Origin of the sequence: Nostoc sp. CmiVER01 (assembly GCF_034531135.2) — a bacterium.
In the GTDB taxonomy this organism is placed as follows: Bacteria; Cyanobacteriota; Cyanobacteriia; order Cyanobacteriales; family Nostocaceae; genus Nostoc.
On record NZ_JAVRBU020000002.1, the window covers coordinates 373,875 to 391,062 of the forward strand.

The window sequence follows — 17,188 nt, forward strand, 5'->3', positions numbered from 1 at the left end:
CAGAAATTCAGTTGCAACTTCTGCCTGAAAAGAATGCTAATTGGGTTACTTACTTGTCTCTACTTTTAAGACGATTGAGAACCAATTTTGGATTTAAATTCTTCAAATGCTCTCGCTGGCTGATGTTTACGGTTCGCTTGGTTTATGGTGCGAGCTAATCTTAAGAAATCAAAACAAAATAACCCACTTCGACAAAATTTTGAGGCTACGCTCATCCAATTAGCTTCACCAATCGTTTAAGAGATGAAAGTAAGTTTGCTCTATACTCAAAAGAAGTTGTGAAATCAGGATTGGCACTCACGTTGCAAGATGCATTAGGCATTTTTGCAGAGAAATTAGCCCCGGTCTATTCACCTGAATCTATGGATCTAAGTTCTCCCGATCGCCGTTCATCGGAACCGTCATCCAAGAGTGATGCCGCACTCTTGGATGACTTGAAGGCACATCTTCCAGCGGCCTTAGGGTGTCTCTACGATCGCTATGGCAGCGTGGTGTATGGAGTGGCGCTGAAAGTGTTGCAAAGCCAGCCGGAAGCAGAAGACCTGACTCAGGAAATTTTTCTATCGCTATGGCAGCGCCCGGTTGACTCTGCCAAACACGGTCATTTGATGCGCTACCTGATTGTCATGACTCGATCGCGGGCGATTGACAAACTGCGATCGCACAGTCGCACCCTTAATTTGGTGCAACGTTGGGGGCAGAACGTCACTGCTGCAACCCCCGCCCATACTCCGGTTGAGCAGGCTGTTTTCAATGAGCGATCGCAGCAAGTGCGGCAGGCATTAGCTCAACTTTCCGCTCAACAACGGCAGGTGATTGAACTGGCCTATGATGCTGGACTAAGCCAATCAGAAATTGCCCAACAACTGCATAAACCCCTGGGAAGCGTCAAAAGCTGGACTCGCCAGGGACTCCTGAAACTGAAGCAACTTTTACGAGACTCAATTGACTAAGGTTATGACTGAACCTCTCACCCCTGAAGCAATCGAAACCTTAGCAGCAGGCTATGTAGTGGGCGACCTCGATCGCACTGAAGTCGCAGCTTTCGAGCAACTGCTGATGGAAAATCCGGCATTGGTAGTACAAGTGAATCAGTTGCGAGAGGTCTTAGACCAGGTGGCTCGTGACTTAAACAGCGTTGAACCCCCTCCCCATCTCCGGTCTGTCATCCTGGCAACAGCTACTACCACTCAACTGACCTCCCGACACAAACAGCCTCGGCTCTGGTATACCGTCATGGGTAGTGTCGCGGCACTCTTAATTCTGTGTTTAGGAGTAGATAACTATCGCTTGCGACAAGATTTGGGTATGGCTCAAAACATCAATACCTTACTGCAACAGTCCCAGACGCAACTTTTCTCTCTCAAGGCTGTGAATGCGTCAAATACTGCTACGGGTAGCTTTGTTGTGAATTTAGGACAACGGCAGGGAATTCTAGTCGTGCAAAATCTGGTGGCTCCACCTACAGGTAAGGTTTATCGACTTTGGGCGATCGCTGATGGCGAAAAAATTCCCTGTGGTACTGTAAAAATTAATCCCCAAGGAAAGGTGCTAGATAAGTTTTGGATGCCTGCTGACTTTTATGACACAGGTATCTCTGGGTTATTCGTGACCTTGGAATCGTCTGAAACTAGCCGTTATCCAACCGGAGCTATTGTGATGCAGACTAACTCATCGACCAAAATCTAACCTCAACAACTCACAATTGATCTCAGTTAAAAATCGAAGGTTGTGCGAATCACACCCACATACTGCGTATCATTCCTGCTGTCGTTTTCTGGGTTGAGAATCACCCAAAAACCAGGAGTAACTGAAATATTGTCGTTTAGGCGATAGCGATAGAATGCTTCGATATGGTAGGCGTTATCTCGGTCTTGACGGACATCACTGTTAGAGACACGCGGCGGTATACCAAAGAGAATTCCTGGCAAGTTACCCTCACCCCCCACATCGGGAAACGACATACCGATCGCCCCAAACCAGACGTTGGCATTGTCACCATTGTTGACAAATAGAGAATCTGTTCCACCCCTGCCATTAGAAACATCACTCAAACCAGAACTCTCGGCATTTGCCCAAATATATCCACCCCAAGCGTGGATTTGGAAATTCGGGGAAAAGCGATAAAATCCCTGTGCGCCGACAATATCGTTGGAAGTAGCAATGTTGTTTCCAAAGGGAGCATTTGATAGGACGCTACCCGTTCCAGCTGCGACATTGGCTGTTCCAGCAGGGCTATAGCCATGAGAGTAGGCAACACCGATCGCTCCTCGTTCACCATAATAAGCTAAGTGCGCTAAGGCGTTGTAGCCACCATCAAACAAGCCGTTGCTAGGCGATGGCACATTGGGACTGCTTGCTAAATAACCCAAGGTGAGAACCAAGTCTTTGGTAATGTTCCAGTTAGCGGCTGCACCACCACCACCTCGCCGGAATAAGGGACTGTATGATCCAAATAGTGAGGGAACCCCATTACCGTCGTCTGCGATCGTGGGGGGAGTGACGGTGGTTGAAATATCGGTGTAACCAATACCTGTGGGCCCAACAACGAAGTTAAGAGAATCACTGACTGGGAAGTAGTAACGGATGTGGGGAATAAGAAGTGTCTCGTTGCTATCATAATCGAAGTTCAGGCGGGTCATGCCTGTACCTGTGGCGGCGGCAATTTGGCTTGTACCATTAGAATTAGCAAAGTTGCCAAACTCTAGCCGGACTCGCAACAAATCTTTCCCGGTAAAGCTACTCTCTAAGTTGAGACGACCCCGGTTTGCAAAGTAAGGGCGAGAATCATCGCGATCGCCACCCACCCTATTACCAAAAGTATCACTAACGGCGGTAATAATTTGAGCAGTCAGCTTGGTAGTAGTAGAAAATTGCTGTGCCTCCAACGTTGCTGTGTGTGCCTCCAGTGTATCCACCCGCCCACGCAGAGTTGCTAATTCTGTCGCAAACTCTGTTTGCAAATTTTGCAACACTGTCAAATCTTCTTTTTTAACTAAATCATTAGTACCCGCAGCAATTAATTCATTCACCCGGTCTAAACAGGCATTTAAACCAGCTGCAAATTCATAACGACTCAAGGCGCGATCGCCGCGATAGGTTGCGTTAGGATAACCTGCAATACAGCCATAACGTTCCACCAGCGATTGCAATGCCTGAAATGCCCAATCGCTCGGTTTGATATCAGAAAGTTGGGAAACAGAATTAACTTGTCCCTCTAAATTTCTATTAGCATCTGCTGCATTAGAATCATCTTTGGGAGGTGCTGCCCAAACTGCTGGAATTACCAAAAATAAGATAAAAAAGCTATGAAAAATAATTTTTAGCATTGATTTATTGCTTGATAATGGTTTTTTTATGATTTTGTAGATAAAAAATAGCATTACAATAAAAGCTTTTATCTTCTAAAATAATCAGCGTTAAATTTACATATTAGAAGCTGATATTTAGTTTAATTAAAACAATTTTATGAACGATTGATTGATTATTAATTGATAATTAAACAATACTTAAAACTGTCTAAAATTAATTTTTATACGATTTCAATTGATGATTGCAACACATCATTGGGTAAAGACGCGATGAATCGCGTCTCTACAAGTGGTCTATTTGTCGCATTCTTTTTTTTAAATTATTTGTGAAAATCTTTCTTTTCTCTGCGTCTCTTTTGCCTCTGCGGTTGGTCGATGCGTAGGTGCTTGCCGCAGAGGATACAGAGATACGAATTACATATCTTCTAACTCAATTCCCTTGGTTTCTCTAATAAAAAAGAGAATAAAAAAGAATGAGGTAGCTGCTGCAATTGTATAGAGTCCATAGGCAGAACCTAGACCAAAATTTTTCAGTATAGGAGGAAATGTTGTGGAGACAAGGAAATTTGCAACCCATTGCATTGCAGCAGCAATTGAAAGTGCAGCCGCTCGGATTTTATTATTAAACATTTCTCCTAACAGTACCCAAACCACTGGCCCCCAGGAGAAACCGAAGCAAAATACATAGAGGTTGGCTGCAATGAGAGCCAGAGTCCCGGCGCTTCCAGTGAGATTGGGGTTCCCAGCAGCATCTAGGGGAGCGTTGCCAAAAAGATAAGCCATCGTTCCCAAGGTCAAGGTCATGCCAATCGACCCTAGTATAAGCAAGGGCTTGCGACCAAATTTATCTACAAAGGCGATCGCAATCAGTGTTGTAATAATGTTGACGGCTCCTGTAATCACTGTGATCGTTAGGGAATCTTTTTCTGAGAACCCAACTGAACGCCACAAAACACTGCTGTAGTAGAAGATTACATTAATACCAACGAATTGCTGTAATACAGATAAGCCTATTCCTATCCAAACAATGGGGAGGAGTGCGCCACTTCTGCTTAAAAGGTCAGAAAATTTAGGCTGGCGTTCTTGAAGCACTGTCTGCCGAATTTCTTCAATTTTTGGCAGCACGTCACCCCCCAAAATCTTGGTCAGAACGTTAGCAGCTTCTGGCTCTCGTCCTTTGGCAACTAAGTAACGGGGAGATTCAGGAATTGTGAAAGCGATCATTCCGTAAAATACTGCTGGTGGAACTGCTGTCCAAAACATCCAGCGCCAAGCTGCAACCCCAAACAAAAACGGCGAGTCTGCGGAACCTGCTGATACAGCGATAAAGTCGTCGCTCAATAAAGCGACGAAAATTCCTACTACGATCGCTAATTGTTGCAGAGATCCTAACCTTCCCCGCAAATGGGTAGGAGAACATTCGGCGATGTAAGCTGGCGCGATGACGCTAGCAACGCCGATTCCAATCCCACCCAATAGTCGCCAAAAGATAAAATCCCAGATAGTGAAGGCAATCCCAGAGCCAATGGCACTAATAGTAAACAATACTGAAGCGACCACCATTGCCTTGACTCGACCATAACGGTCTGCAATCTGTCCAGCAAAGAAGGCTCCTATGGCAGACCCCAGCAAAGCTAAGGATACTGCTAGTCCAGTTACCCAACTACTGGTATTAAAAGCTTTTGCTAGAGATAAAACCGCGCCGTTAATTACAGCAGTGTCAAAACCGAATAGAAAGCCGCCGAGGGCAGCAGCACCAGCAATCAAAATGACATAAAATGTATTGGATTTACGACGAATAGTAGTGGAAGACATAGTTTATATATTGGGAGTGGGGAGTGGGGAGTAGGGGCAGGAGAGTAGAAACCAATTAATGGAGTTCAAAGACTCGTTCACGAGTATCAAAGACTGGTTGGCGAGTATCAAAGACTCGTTCACGAGTATCAAAGACTGGTTGGCGAGTATCAAAGACTGGTTGGCGAGTATTAAAGACTCGTTCACGAGTATCAAAGACTGGTTGGCGAGTATCAAAGACTCGTTCACGAGTATCAAATACTAGTTGGCGAGTATCAAATACTCGTTAGCGAGTATCAAAGACTAGTTGGCGAGTATTAAATACTCATCCCCTATTCTCAATGCCTAATTCCCCAAGAAATTCTTTACCGTCTGGAACGTCTGCGGAGTCTATCAATTACAACTGCCAAAATAATTACTAGTCCTTTGACAACTAGTTGCCAGAAGTAAGATAGGTTCAACAAGGTTAAACCGTTGTTGAGAATAGCAATAATTAATGCACCTAGAAGTGTGCCGCCAATAGTACCAATACCGCCTGTAAAGCTGGTTCCACCTAGAATAACAGCTGCGATCGCATCTAATTCGTAACCTTGACCTAAGATGCCACTGGCACTATAAAGACGGCTGGCACTCATGATTCCTGCTAAACCTGCCAGTAATCCACTAATGCCATAGACAAATAGCAAGACACGATTCACTTTAATGCCTGTTAATCTGGCTGCCCGCTCGTTACCTCCAACGGCATATATCTGCACTCCTAAAACAGTTTGCCGCAGCACAAACCAACTAACTATTACAGACAGTAGCGCAATTATCACTAGCCAAGGAAAGGGGCCGAGATATGTATTACCCACCCAAGCAAAATTTATATCCAGGTTAATCAGTGTTGTTCCTTTGGCAACTAAAAAGGCCAGACCCCGCAAGGCTGTAAGTGAACCCAATGTGACAATAAAAGGTGGTACATCCAAAAAGGTGATGATAGCGCCGTTGATTAAGCCTAAAAGCAATCCTGCTAGCAACGCAGCAGGCACGGCTGCCCAACTCAAAGCTGGCAGTAGCGATACTAATAAGGCAACTACGGCAGAAACACCTAAGATTGAACCAACAGAAAGGTCAATACCTCCGGTGAGAATTACAAAGGTCATTCCTGTCGCCAGCACAATATTGATTGATGCCTGACGCAAGACATTAACGATGTTACCGGCTGTAAGGAAGTTGGGAGAAAGAAATGCAAATAAGATGCAGATAATTATTAGGATTGGCAGAATACCTGCAACTTCCAAAAGACTGCTAATTGATTTCCGGTTACGGGATGCAGGATCGTTGGCTAATTTATTCGCAGGCGGTCTAACGGTCTGACTCATGATTCTAATACCTCCGATGCTCCGGTTGCGTAGTGCATAATTTTTTCTTGGGTAATTTCTTGACCAAGACTGCCGTCCAGTTCGCCTACTAGCTGGCCTTCTCGCATCACTAAGACGCGATCGCTCATGCCAACAATTTCCGCTAGTTCGCTGGAAACCATTAAAATAGCTACACCTTGTGCTGCCAATTCGCTCATAATTCGGTAAATTTCGCTTTTGGCACCGATATCTACACCGCGTGTAGGCTCATCTAACATCAAAACTCTCGGTTTAATGGCTAACCAACGCGCTAGCAGTAGCTTCTGCTGATTACCACCAGAAAGATCCAATGCTCTAATTTCCAAATTGGCTAGGCGGATATTAAAGTTTTCCACTGCGTCTGTTGACAACTGATTAACTGAACCCCAGTTAACAACTCCAGCCTTTGCATCCTGCTTGAGTGTATTGATAGCAATATTCTTGCGGGCGCTCATCTCCAGAAATAAACCTTGGTCTTTGCGGTCTTCTGGAACGTAGCCAATTCCTGCTGCAATGGCATCACTGGGTGTATTAATTTCCAGTTTTTTGCCGTTTAAGAATACTTCACCACTGGCTTTGCGGTCTGCACCAAAAACCAACCGAGATAGTTCTGTGCGTCCTGCACCAACCAGCCCGGCTAAACCAACTATTTCTCCAGCATGAACTTTAAAACTAGTCGGCTCAACTTTCTTTCGCGTATCGCTCATATTTCTGACTTCCAGCACGACTGGGCCCGGATGCATTTGTCGTTGATGTTCGTAAAAGTCTTGCATGGAGCGACCGACCATCATCTGCACCAATCGTTGGGGAGAAATTTCACTGCGTGTCAGACTGCCAATATATTGACCATCGCGCAGTACACTAATCCTGTCAGCTAGGGCATAGATTTCTTCCATCCGATGGCTGATGTAGATAATGGCTATGCCATCACGCCGCAGTTTGCGAATTACCTCAAATAAATGTTCACTCTCGCGGTCAGACAGGGCTGCTGTTGGTTCATCCATTACCAAAACGCGGCTTTTGTCTTTCAACGCCCTAGCAATTTCTACTTGCTGCTGTTCTGCGATCGATAAAGTACCAACCACAGTCTGCGCTGTAAAATTGGCTCCAAGGCTTTCCAACACTTGCTCTGCTTCCAGTTGCATAGCTTTGCGGTCTAAAAGCTGACCTCGCCGCAACTCGCTACCCATAAATATATTTTCGGCAACGGTTAAATTAGGTGCAACATTCAGTTCTTGATAAATAAGATTAATACCCGCCTTACGTGCTGTGGCCGGATCGGTAATTTTCAGGGGTTGACCATTGATGCGAATTTCTCCTTCATCGGCAATGTAAGCCCCAGCTAGGATTTTCATCAATGTGCTTTTACCTGCTCCGTTTTCACCCATCAGGGCGTGAACTTCTCCTGGATAAATTGTCAAATTGACATTTTGAAGTGCAGATACACCATGAAAGCGTTTCGTAATCCCCTGCATTTCTAACACCGGAGTAGTGGTTGGTGTATCAGAAAATGAGTTTTCAATAGTTGTTGTCATGAGCAGAACGTTTAAAAAGAATTGAAAATTTGCAACTGTGAGTTATCAATCAATCAACTCACATTTGTTTGATGTGAAATTAAAATCATCACAAAATCATCTTTTAAAATCGACCGCTATCTTGGAAACTTCTAAAGTTCGTCTTCCAAAATTTAGAGCTTTTTGCAGATGTATCTATATACATCATGAGTATGTGCAAAAAGTCTGTCAATGCACCAAAAGACTCAACTCAGAGTAATAATAATTGTTAATAAAAAATTCACAATTATTATTATCTACCAGCCTTTTTCTGTGCTGACATTATCTTTTGTGATCAATTTAACGGGAATCAAAATGGTGGGTGACTGAGGTCTTTTACCATTTAAGATGTCGTTTCCAACTTGAACTGCTTTTTGGGCCATTCCTCGGGGATTTTGAGTAGCAGTTGCGGCATATAAACTATTTTTAGCAGCGATCGCAGTGATTGCTTCTGGCGCACCATCAACCCCGACAATAAAGAATTCTTTGCGTTGTGCTTGGTTTGCTGCTAGTTGTGCGCCAAGTCCACTCGGATCGTTAATGGCAAAAACAGCATCAATTTTGGGAAAGGTTGTGAGCAAATCACTCATAACTCTGAGTCCTCCATCCCTACTACCCTCTGCATTCTGGTTTTTAGAAAGGATTTTGATATCGGGATATTTGGATAATACATTCTCGCAGCCATTAATTCGCTGAATCACCGAGTCTACGGGCGGCCCATTAACTATTACTACATTACCTTTACCTTTGAGGCGGTCAGCAATATATTTGCAACTAACTTCTCCAGCTTGGACATTATTAGTGGTAATGGTGGCATCCACACCTCCCTCAGCGCCTGTGTCTACGGCAATAACAATTCTACCTGCTCGTTTCGCGTTTTCAACTATTGGTCTAATTCCCCTTTTATCAGCAGCATTCAAAACAATGATGTCAGCATTCGCAGCAGTAAAATTTTCAATTTGATTGGCTTGTTGATTGAGATCATAGGCACTAGAAGCTACAATAACGGTGACATCTTTTCCGCCAATTCTCCTCGCTTCTGCCTCAACTGCTTGTCCCATAACCACGAAGAAAGGGTTACTTAGATCGCCAACGGTGAAGCCAACTGTTCGTAATTTTTTAGTTCCAGTAGGAATTTTAGTTTCTGCACTAGTATTAATTGCAGTGTTAGTACCAGTATTAATAGCTGTGTTGTCATTTTGAGCGCCATTTGTGCAACCAACAATAGCAAAACCTAATATGCCAGCTATGATCGAAATTCTTTTCATTTTTATCTATTTTTAACAACGGATTTCAATCTCAAAAAGGTTATTACAATGTGTTTTTGCCAAGTTATTACAATATGAGCTAAGTCTAAAAAATTCAGACATAACCTAGTACTACTGCTAGTTTTGGCAACTTAAACTACTTTCAAATGTTTCTAATAATGTGATATAATTTAAGCTAGTGCTATTAATTGCTCTAAATTAGATGGTTTCTTTTTAAAGCAAAACAATATACGCTACACTACCTCAACAAATCACATTGTTGGCGAAACTATATTTGGAAGTGTGTAAGCTAAAAAGAGCTTTTAATCAAACTTACTAGAACCTGATTTTATCAAAATTGGAAATTTGTATTTCCTTTTAGATTGTTTTAGTTTAACCTGCATTACTGCAAATATGATTCCGGTTTATTGAACTTTACAAATCAATAAAACTATTCTTATCTCTATGTGGTTAATATTTCACTACTAGAGAATTTGCAAAAATTAAGTAATGTTTAGCTCAACTCGAATTAAGTAAAATTAATACTATAGGAGTAAAAAATCTGATTTTAAATCTATCTTATAGGAGTAGAAGAATATAGCCGTTCCCATATATGAAAATCATTTTGTCTTTTTTTGAGAACTAACTAAAAGTGGAAAGTTAATGTTTTGTCAACCTTAGTTAGGAAGTGTTAATTTGTCAATTGTATAGTATGAGAATACTTGACAATATTAGCTAACTCTTGTAACTTGTTTATGGCTTCTGCACCCTCTAACTTCATTAATTCGCGATCGTCCCATAACTCCATCCAAGTAATCCCATAATCAGACACTAAAAACCGAATCAGGTGCTTTTCTCCCAGGCTAACCATAAATGAAGCACTCTGCATTTGGTCACCGCATGTATAACAAGACGCAGTATAACCACGCCCATCAAGGGTAATTGTCAAGGCTTGCAAGTTCATTACCAAGTCTTGAATGAATTCCTGATGTTGTTGCGCTAATCTTAGAAACACTTATTTTCTCCTACCACTCCAGTTATGTGGTTACTTTTAAAATTTCTTTAGATTTACATCTGATGTAATTTGGTTGCTAAAAGTTCGTGTTTTCATAAAGATGTGATTAATCTTAATCTTCCGGTTATAAGCAATAAACTAAATTCTTAAAGCCGTTTTAATATTTTGGACAATAACCTGGGGTGGTTGTGCAACATCCATAGATATGGTGTTTAATGGTTCTTCAAGAGTATCAAACTGGCTGTTGAGAAGTTTTTCGCTCATGTAATGATTGCTACGCTCTTGCAACCGTATTTGAATCAACTCATAAGACCCTTTAAGATAAACTAGCTTGATGCGTTCGCTATCCAATACCAAAAATTGCCGATAACTGTCTTTTAGAGCCGAACACGCCAGCACCACATTTTTATTTTCTTGCAGCCAATGTTTTATGGCTGTTTGCAAATCTTGTAACCAAGGCATCCTGTCAGCTTCACTCAGAGGGATACCCCGCCGCATTTTCTCAACATTCTCTGGCGAGTGGAAAGTGTCAGCATCACTAAACTCCCATTCTAACGATTCTGCTAGCAGTTTTCCTATAGTGGTTTTGCCAGAGCCGGATACACCCATTAGGATAATAATCATTGACTGCTTAATCATATTTTTCTTCAAAAAAGTTAAGTTATTGAAATGGAGGCTGAATTTAAATACGGTTTGGATAAGACTTGATCCCCCAACTCCTCTTAAAAAGGCTTGCTCATAATGGCTCTATTTTCCCCTTTTTAAGGGGGGCTAAGAGGGATCTTTAAGGACTATGCACCTAAACCAAACCGTATTGGGCTGGATTTAAGATTTCTTTCTACACAACATGTAAGTCGAAGTCGCAAGTGCAAATTTTATAAGAGAGACTGAACTCATCTATAAAAACCAAGTATATATTTAGGACTTACGTAAAAACTCTCTCAAACTCTTATTCCTACCCTTCAAGAACGCTAAGGGCGAACGTGTCCTTTGCGTCCTTTGCAATTCGTTTTTTCATAATTTTGCATAAGTTCTAATATTATTGAAAGTTGTTTTAACTACTCCCGAACGATATAAAAACTCTACTTCTTTAGACATAATTAATAATTGTTGCTAGTAGTTACTAGGCATCAGAATAATTTGAATGTTTATTTTAATAAAAATTCTTGCTAAATTTATACAAAATATACAACTTATACATTATCTAAAACCTCAGCTTTAACAATAGGATGTTAAAGTAAAAAGTGTTAATAAAAATTATTTTTATGTATCAAATAGATAGTTGAAATTAGCAATGCTGCCATGAAAGCTAGTATCTGTAGGGTAACTAGAAAAAATAAATTATCCAATTTAATGTATTGCGTAAGTAATACGGTTCGGTTAAAGGGGAAAGGTTTTGAATACATCTTTTACCCTTTACCCCTTACCCTTTACCCAGACCACAAGGAAAGTAAAAAATGCTTATCCGAACCGTATTGATTGCGTAAGGACATTCTAAAGCTCAAAAAAACCTCAATTGTGAAAATTTGATGTATAAAAATAATCAATTTCCTACTAATCCTTCATCCCTAGAAGGGCTACGAGTACTGCTTGTAGATAATGATGTCAATTTCTGCAATTCGTTGATGCCGATGTTGCAATTCTATGGTGTAAGTGTGCAAGCGGCATTTTTAGGACAAGCTCTGGAAATATTTGTGCAATGGCAACCTGATGTTCTCTTAAGCGATATTTCCACGCTAAATGATGATGGCTATGCTCTAATTCAGCAAGTGAGAACACTTACGGGAGAGCGAGGCAAAGTAGTACCAGCGATCGCTCTAACAAACACTGTAACAGAAGATATGTATCAACACGCTCTTTTAGCTGGGTTTAGTCTATGTTTTGCTAAACCCGTAGTTGTTGATGATTTTGTTGCGGTACTTGGCATTTTAGCAATTGCTAATAATCCTCATCCTCATGCTAACTAGCTTTAATGAATGTCTTAGATATAGTAGTCTAACTCTTTAGAAGTAATGATATGGGTCATTTATTTGTGGAGATAATTATTTTTAAACCGCTATTAATGAACTTGATAAACGATAAGATTAATCTCACGAATTATCAAATGTCGATTTTGAATCAATTAGTTTTGCTTTTAAGTAGTGGAATTATTGGTATTGGATTTATTCTAGTTTCTTATTTATTGGCACTGACTTGGATTTAGGAAACTTAGATTGCTTATTTAACTTGTATTTAAACTATTATTATATACAAGGCAAGTATGTAAACTGCTCTAAAATACAAACTGAATCTGCCAAATTATTGCAGTCCTAAACTTCATCCTATGACATCCGATCAAGCCTCTGACCAACCTGTATCTGAATCTACCGCTAATGAAGCGTTCGACGTAGAGCAACAAGATAGTGCAGATGCTTTATTTCCTATCGTTGGTATTGCCGCCTCTGCGGGTGGATTAGAGGCGTTTACGGAGTTGCTCAAATATTTGCTTACCGATACAGGGATGGCATTTGTGCTGATTCAACACTTAGACCCTAACCACAAAAGTCTGTTGAGCGAGATTCTGGCAAGAGAAACTCAAATGCCCGTCATTGAAGTCCAAGACGGCCTGACTATAGAACCTAACAAAGTCTACGTTATTCCGCCTAACACAAAGATGATCTTATCTAGTGGAGTGTTGCAACTCACGCCGCGAGAGAAAGTTCAGGGTAAATATATGCCTGCTGATGCGTTTTTTAGTTCGTTGGCAGCAGATCGAAAGCACAAAGCGATCGCAGTGGTTTTATCTGGAGCTGATGGAGACGGTTCACTAGGGCTAAAGGCAATCAAAGCAGCCGGAGGCGTGACTTTTGCTCAGTGCGAAGACACAGCAAGATTCGATAGTATGCCCAATACTGCTGTTGCCGGTGGGAATGTTGATTTTATTCTGCCGCCTCAAAAAATTGCCGAAGAACTGATAAACCTCAGTCGCAATCCTTTTATTTCTGAATCATTATCAGTGATTGCGGTTGAGAAGCTGCCGTCCGAACAGGGTGATGCCCTTGCGACTATTTTTATGTTATTGCGATCGCTAACTAGCGTTGACTTTAGCCACTACAAGCCCAACACCCTCGATCGCCGAATCCAACGCCGAATGCTGTTGTATAAACTAGAACGCTTGCAGGATTATGCCAAGTTTTTGCAAGAAAATCCGAGTGAAATCAGAGCGCTCTATGAAGAAATTCTGATCCACGTTACCTATTTTTTCCGCGACCCCGAAGCATTTCAACTGTTAAAAGAGCAAGTCTTTCCCACTATCATCCAAAACAAATCAGTAGAGTTGCCGATTCGGATTTGGGTAGCTGGGTGTTCCACGGGCGAAGAAGTCTATTCCATCGCCATCTCCTTGCTGGAGTTTTTGTCGGATAAAATCACCCCGCCGCCAATCCAGATTTTTGCCACAGACATCAGCGAGATCGCTATTGACAAAGCAAGATCGGGCATTTATATAGAGAATCAAATGGTGGAAGTCTCACCAGAGCGCCGCCGCAGATTCTTTAATGCTCTTGAAGGTGGTGGGTATCAAATTAGTAAAGTTGTCCGCGAACTGTGTGTGTTTGCTCGACAAGACTTAGGTAGCGACCCCCCTTTTTCTAACTTAGATTTAATTAGCTGCCGGAATGTACTGATTTACTTAGACGAAACGTTGCAAAAACGGATATTGCCCATCTTCCATTACAGTCTCAACTCGACTGGCTTTTTGCTGCTAGGGACTTCAGAAAGTACTGGTAAATATTCAGAGTTGTTTACTCAGATAGATAAAAAGAATAAAATCTATGCCAAAAAGCTAACTGCAAATCGTCCAATTCTATCGTTCGTTACCAGCAATTATCCGATCACAAAAGTGGACGAACCCAAGCTGACCAATGAGAATCCATCAAATGAGTTTGATTTAGACAGAAAAACTGACCAACTGATTTTGAATCACTATGCCCCAGTGGGTGTAGTAATCAACAACAAAATGGAAGTGCTGCAACTTCGGGGAGAAATCGATCTCTACCTAAAACTTTCACCTGGAAAACCGAGTCTCAACTTATTTAAAATGGTGCGCCAAGGCTTGCTTGTAGAGCTACGCGCCACAATTTATCAGGCACAACGGCAAAAAACTCTAGTTAAAAAGCAAGGGTTACGAATTGAAGAGGGCGATCTTTCAAGAATCATCAATATTGAGGTAATTCCATTCAAGGGTTCCACTGACGAAGAATTATACTTTGTGGTTTTATTTGAAGAAGCCCCACCCGTAGTTAAGAATCTCAACGCGGTAAATCCTGAGAGCCTTGAGCAGCTAAACTTAGAGCAGGAGATTGTTCGACTAAGGCAAGAACTCGCAAATGCCCACCAAGAGAAGGCTGCGACTCAAGAGTATCTGCAAGCGGTGATCCAAGATCAAGAACACATCAATCAAGACCTGAAAGTTGCTAATGAAGAAATCCTCTCCAGCAATGAAGAGTTGCAAAGCACCAATGAGGAGCTAGAAACTGCTAAAGAAGAGATTCAAGCAACCAACGAAGAACTCAACACAACCAATGAAGAACTTCGCTCTCGAAATCTGGAATTACACCAAGTTAACAACGATCTGACGAATTTGCTTGCCAGTATCAATATTCCTATTTTGATATTGACTTCGGACTTACGGGTTCGACGTTTTACGCCAATGGCGCAACGGCTTTTCAATTTAATTCCCACCGATGCTGGACGACCTTTGAGCGATATCAGAGCGAATCTGAATATTCCTGATTTAGAAGCTCTAATTTTAGAGGTACTTGACACACTCGGCATTAAAGAATTAGAAGTCCAAACCTTTGGGGGACATTGGTATAACCTCCGCATCCGTCCTTATCGCACCACAGAAAACCAGATTGACGGAATAGTGTTGGTGTTAATAGATATTGATGGTCTTAAACGCAATGCCACAAGCTTAGAACAAGCCCGGAATTACGCTGAAGCGATTGTGGAGACGGTACAAGTGCCGTTAATCGTGCTTGATTCTAATTTGCGAGTGAACAAAGCCAATCGCTCGTTTTATGAAACATTTCAGGTTTCACCATCAGAGACAACGCAATCTCTGATTTTTGAACTAGGGAACGGTCAGTGGAACTTACCTGGACTACAACAGATCCTAGAAGACATTCTCGCCAATGATACCACTATTCAAAACTTGGAGGTAGAGCATCGTTTTGAGCAGATAGGGCAGAAAACTATGCTGCTTAATGGTTGGAAAATTGCTCAACAGGGAGAGAGCCAAAAGATTTTGCTAGCGATTGAAGATATTAGCGATCGCAAGCGGTTTGAGTTAGAGCGAACCGAGTTGTTGGCACAGGAGCAATCAGCCCGTCAAGAGGCGGAAAATGCCAACCAAGCTAAAAATGAATTCTTGTCGAACTTGTCCCATGAACTTCGTAACCCGCTTAATACTATACTCGGCTGGGCGCAACTCGTCCGCACCCGTGATTTAGATTCTTCAGCAGTCGCTCGTGCCTGGGAAGTGGTGGAGCGGAGTGCTAATGTGCAGGCTCAGTTAATCGATGATATTCTGGATCTCTCACGAATTACGAGTGGAAAGCTTCATTTAAACACTCGTCTCATCGATCTAGTCTCAGTAGTGAATGCCGCCATTGAGTCTATCCAATTTTCCGCAGAGGCGAAAGGTATTCAAATTGTTTCACAGTTGAACTCGGCGATAGTTGTCGGAGATTTTGACCGTTTACAGCAAGTTATGTGGAATTTACTTTCTAACGCGATTAAGTTCACTCCAGCCGATGGGCGAGTGGGAGTTATGCTCGAAGCTGTATATAGTCACGCCGAGATTCGAGTCAGCGACACAGGAATTGGCATCTCGGCAGACTTGCTGCCGTATGTGTTTGAGCGCTTCCGTCAAGGAGATTCCAGCAGTAGCAAAACGAGTCAGGGGCTTGGATTGGGCTTGTCAATCGTTCGTCATATTGTCGAACTTCACGGTGGAACAGTTCAAGCGCAAAGTCCAGGCCAAGAACTAGGAACCACAATTATCATCAGGCTGCCTCTGCGCTCAATGCCGCCGGAGATTACACCGCCAACTTATTTAGAGCCGAGCATTTTATCTGAGACTCCAGATTCATTAGATGGTAAAAATTCATCCCTTACCCTTGAAGGGTTATGCATCTTGGCTGTAGACGATCAAAAGGATAGCCGCGACTTAATCCAGTGGATGTTAGAAGATTTCGGGGCTGAAGTAGTGGTTGTTACATCGGCAAGGGAAGCGATCGCGGCTTTAACTGAATCTCCTGGCAGATATGATCTGCTTCTAGCAGATATTGGGATGCCAGAGGAGGATGGTTACTCTCTAATTCGTCAGGTTAGAGAGCTTGAAACTGAAGCCGAGCGACAAATTCCAGCAGCAGCAATCAGTGCTTATGTCACCGAGCAAGAACGCCAAAGGGCGATTGATGCTGGTTTCCAAATGCATCTAGCTAAACCGATTCAACTGACTCAATTGGTATTGATGATTGCAAATTTGAGTGGACGAATCACAGATAATTCGTAATGACGCTCGAATACTCGCTAACGTAATTCGTAATTGTGGGTACTGTTATCAAATACAGCAGATTGCGCTCTAATCGAATACATGTAGAGACGCAATACTACTCGGTTAAGGTGCATAGTCATCAGAGATCCCCCTTAGTCCCCCTTAAAAAGGGGGAAAATAAGGCATTTTTAGCCCCCCTTTTGAAGGCTACGGTGTATACACAAGTCTGAACTGGCTCAATAATCTGGGTTTTTACCCCCCCAAAACCACACCCATTAAAGGGGAGGGGCAAATATTTTCCGGGTTTACCCCCGTACAAGGGGGGGGTAAGGGGGGGGATTCGAC

11 protein-coding genes are annotated in these 17,188 nt (G+C 42.3%); 4 read left to right on the forward strand and 7 right to left on the reverse strand.

Going from position 1 to position 17,188, the window contains the following annotated elements:
• Positions 1-278 precede the first annotated feature (278 nt).
• The gene (locus tag RMZ43_RS04335; protein WP_322654540.1) at positions 279-953 is read left to right on the forward strand and encodes a sigma-70 family RNA polymerase sigma factor; all 675 of its coding nucleotides are present in this window, start codon (positions 279-281) and stop codon (positions 951-953) included.
• 4 nt (positions 954-957) lie between these two features.
• Positions 958-1,689: an anti-sigma factor gene (locus RMZ43_RS04340; RefSeq protein WP_322654539.1), complete on the forward strand. Its 732-nt coding sequence runs from the start codon at positions 958-960 to the stop codon at positions 1,687-1,689.
• A gap of 26 nt (positions 1,690-1,715) precedes the next feature.
• Here the strand turns inward: RMZ43_RS04340 and RMZ43_RS04345 are convergent, their stop codons facing one another.
• From RMZ43_RS04345 to RMZ43_RS04375, 7 genes are all read right to left on the reverse strand, one after another.
• Positions 1,716-3,329, reverse strand: coding sequence for an iron uptake porin (locus tag RMZ43_RS04345; protein WP_322654538.1), 1,614 nt, complete (start codon positions 3,327-3,329; stop codon positions 1,716-1,718).
• 396 nt (positions 3,330-3,725) lie between these two features.
• The gene (locus RMZ43_RS04350; protein ID WP_322654537.1) at positions 3,726-5,126 is read right to left on the reverse strand and encodes a sugar porter family MFS transporter; all 1,401 of its coding nucleotides are present in this window, start codon (positions 5,124-5,126) and stop codon (positions 3,726-3,728) included.
• Positions 5,127-5,470: 344 nt separating this feature from the next.
• Positions 5,471-6,469: an ABC transporter permease subunit gene (locus RMZ43_RS04355; protein ID WP_322647582.1), complete on the reverse strand. Its 999-nt coding sequence runs from the start codon at positions 6,467-6,469 to the stop codon at positions 5,471-5,473.
• Positions 6,466-8,022 carry a sugar ABC transporter ATP-binding protein gene (locus RMZ43_RS04360; RefSeq protein WP_322647583.1) on the reverse strand — a complete coding sequence of 519 codons (1,557 nt, stop codon included), beginning with the start codon at positions 8,020-8,022 and terminating at the stop codon, positions 6,466-6,468. The genes RMZ43_RS04355 and RMZ43_RS04360 overlap by 4 nt, the downstream gene beginning before the upstream one ends.
• Before the next feature lie 275 nt (positions 8,023-8,297).
• Positions 8,298-9,308, reverse strand: coding sequence for an ABC transporter substrate-binding protein (locus RMZ43_RS04365; protein WP_322647584.1), 1,011 nt, complete (start codon positions 9,306-9,308; stop codon positions 8,298-8,300).
• A gap of 670 nt (positions 9,309-9,978) precedes the next feature.
• Positions 9,979-10,302, reverse strand: a complete 324-nt coding sequence (locus tag RMZ43_RS04370; protein ID WP_322654536.1) for a DUF1815 family protein — start codon at positions 10,300-10,302, stop codon at positions 9,979-9,981.
• A gap of 138 nt (positions 10,303-10,440) precedes the next feature.
• On the reverse strand, positions 10,441-10,926 hold the full coding sequence (locus tag RMZ43_RS04375; RefSeq protein WP_322654739.1) for a gluconokinase: 486 nt from the start codon (positions 10,924-10,926) through the stop codon (positions 10,441-10,443).
• A gap of 905 nt (positions 10,927-11,831) precedes the next feature.
• On the opposite strand from RMZ43_RS04375, the gene RMZ43_RS04380 reads away from it, so the two are divergent.
• The gene (locus tag RMZ43_RS04380) at positions 11,832-12,269 is read left to right on the forward strand and encodes a response regulator (RefSeq protein ID WP_322654535.1); all 438 of its coding nucleotides are present in this window, start codon (positions 11,832-11,834) and stop codon (positions 12,267-12,269) included.
• A gap of 356 nt (positions 12,270-12,625) precedes the next feature.
• Positions 12,626-16,861: a chemotaxis protein CheB gene (locus RMZ43_RS04385; RefSeq protein WP_322654534.1), complete on the forward strand. Its 4,236-nt coding sequence runs from the start codon at positions 12,626-12,628 to the stop codon at positions 16,859-16,861.
• Positions 16,862-17,188: the final 327 nt, after the last annotated feature.

Bases quoted from the DNA above. Each gene is read 5' to 3' on its own strand.
- RMZ43_RS04345 (WP_322654538.1), bottom strand. From the start codon at position 3,329: ATGCTAAAAATTATTTTTCATAGCTTTTTTATCTTATTTTTGGTAATT.
- RMZ43_RS04340 (WP_322654539.1), top strand. From the start codon at position 958: ATGACTGAACCTCTCACCCCTGAAGCAATCGAAACCTTAGCAGCAGGC.
- RMZ43_RS04360 (WP_322647583.1), bottom strand. From the start codon at position 8,022: ATGACAACAACTATTGAAAACTCATTTTCTGATACACCAACCACTACT.
- RMZ43_RS04355 (WP_322647582.1), bottom strand. From the start codon at position 6,469: ATGAGTCAGACCGTTAGACCGCCTGCGAATAAATTAGCCAACGATCCT.
- RMZ43_RS04380 (WP_322654535.1), top strand. From the start codon at position 11,832: ATGTATAAAAATAATCAATTTCCTACTAATCCTTCATCCCTAGAAGGG.
- RMZ43_RS04385 (WP_322654534.1), top strand. From the start codon at position 12,626: ATGACATCCGATCAAGCCTCTGACCAACCTGTATCTGAATCTACCGCT.
- RMZ43_RS04350 (WP_322654537.1), bottom strand. From the start codon at position 5,126: ATGTCTTCCACTACTATTCGTCGTAAATCCAATACATTTTATGTCATT.
- RMZ43_RS04375 (WP_322654739.1), bottom strand. From the start codon at position 10,926: ATGATTATTATCCTAATGGGTGTATCCGGCTCTGGCAAAACCACTATA.
- RMZ43_RS04365 (WP_322647584.1), bottom strand. From the start codon at position 9,308: ATGAAAAGAATTTCGATCATAGCTGGCATATTAGGTTTTGCTATTGTT.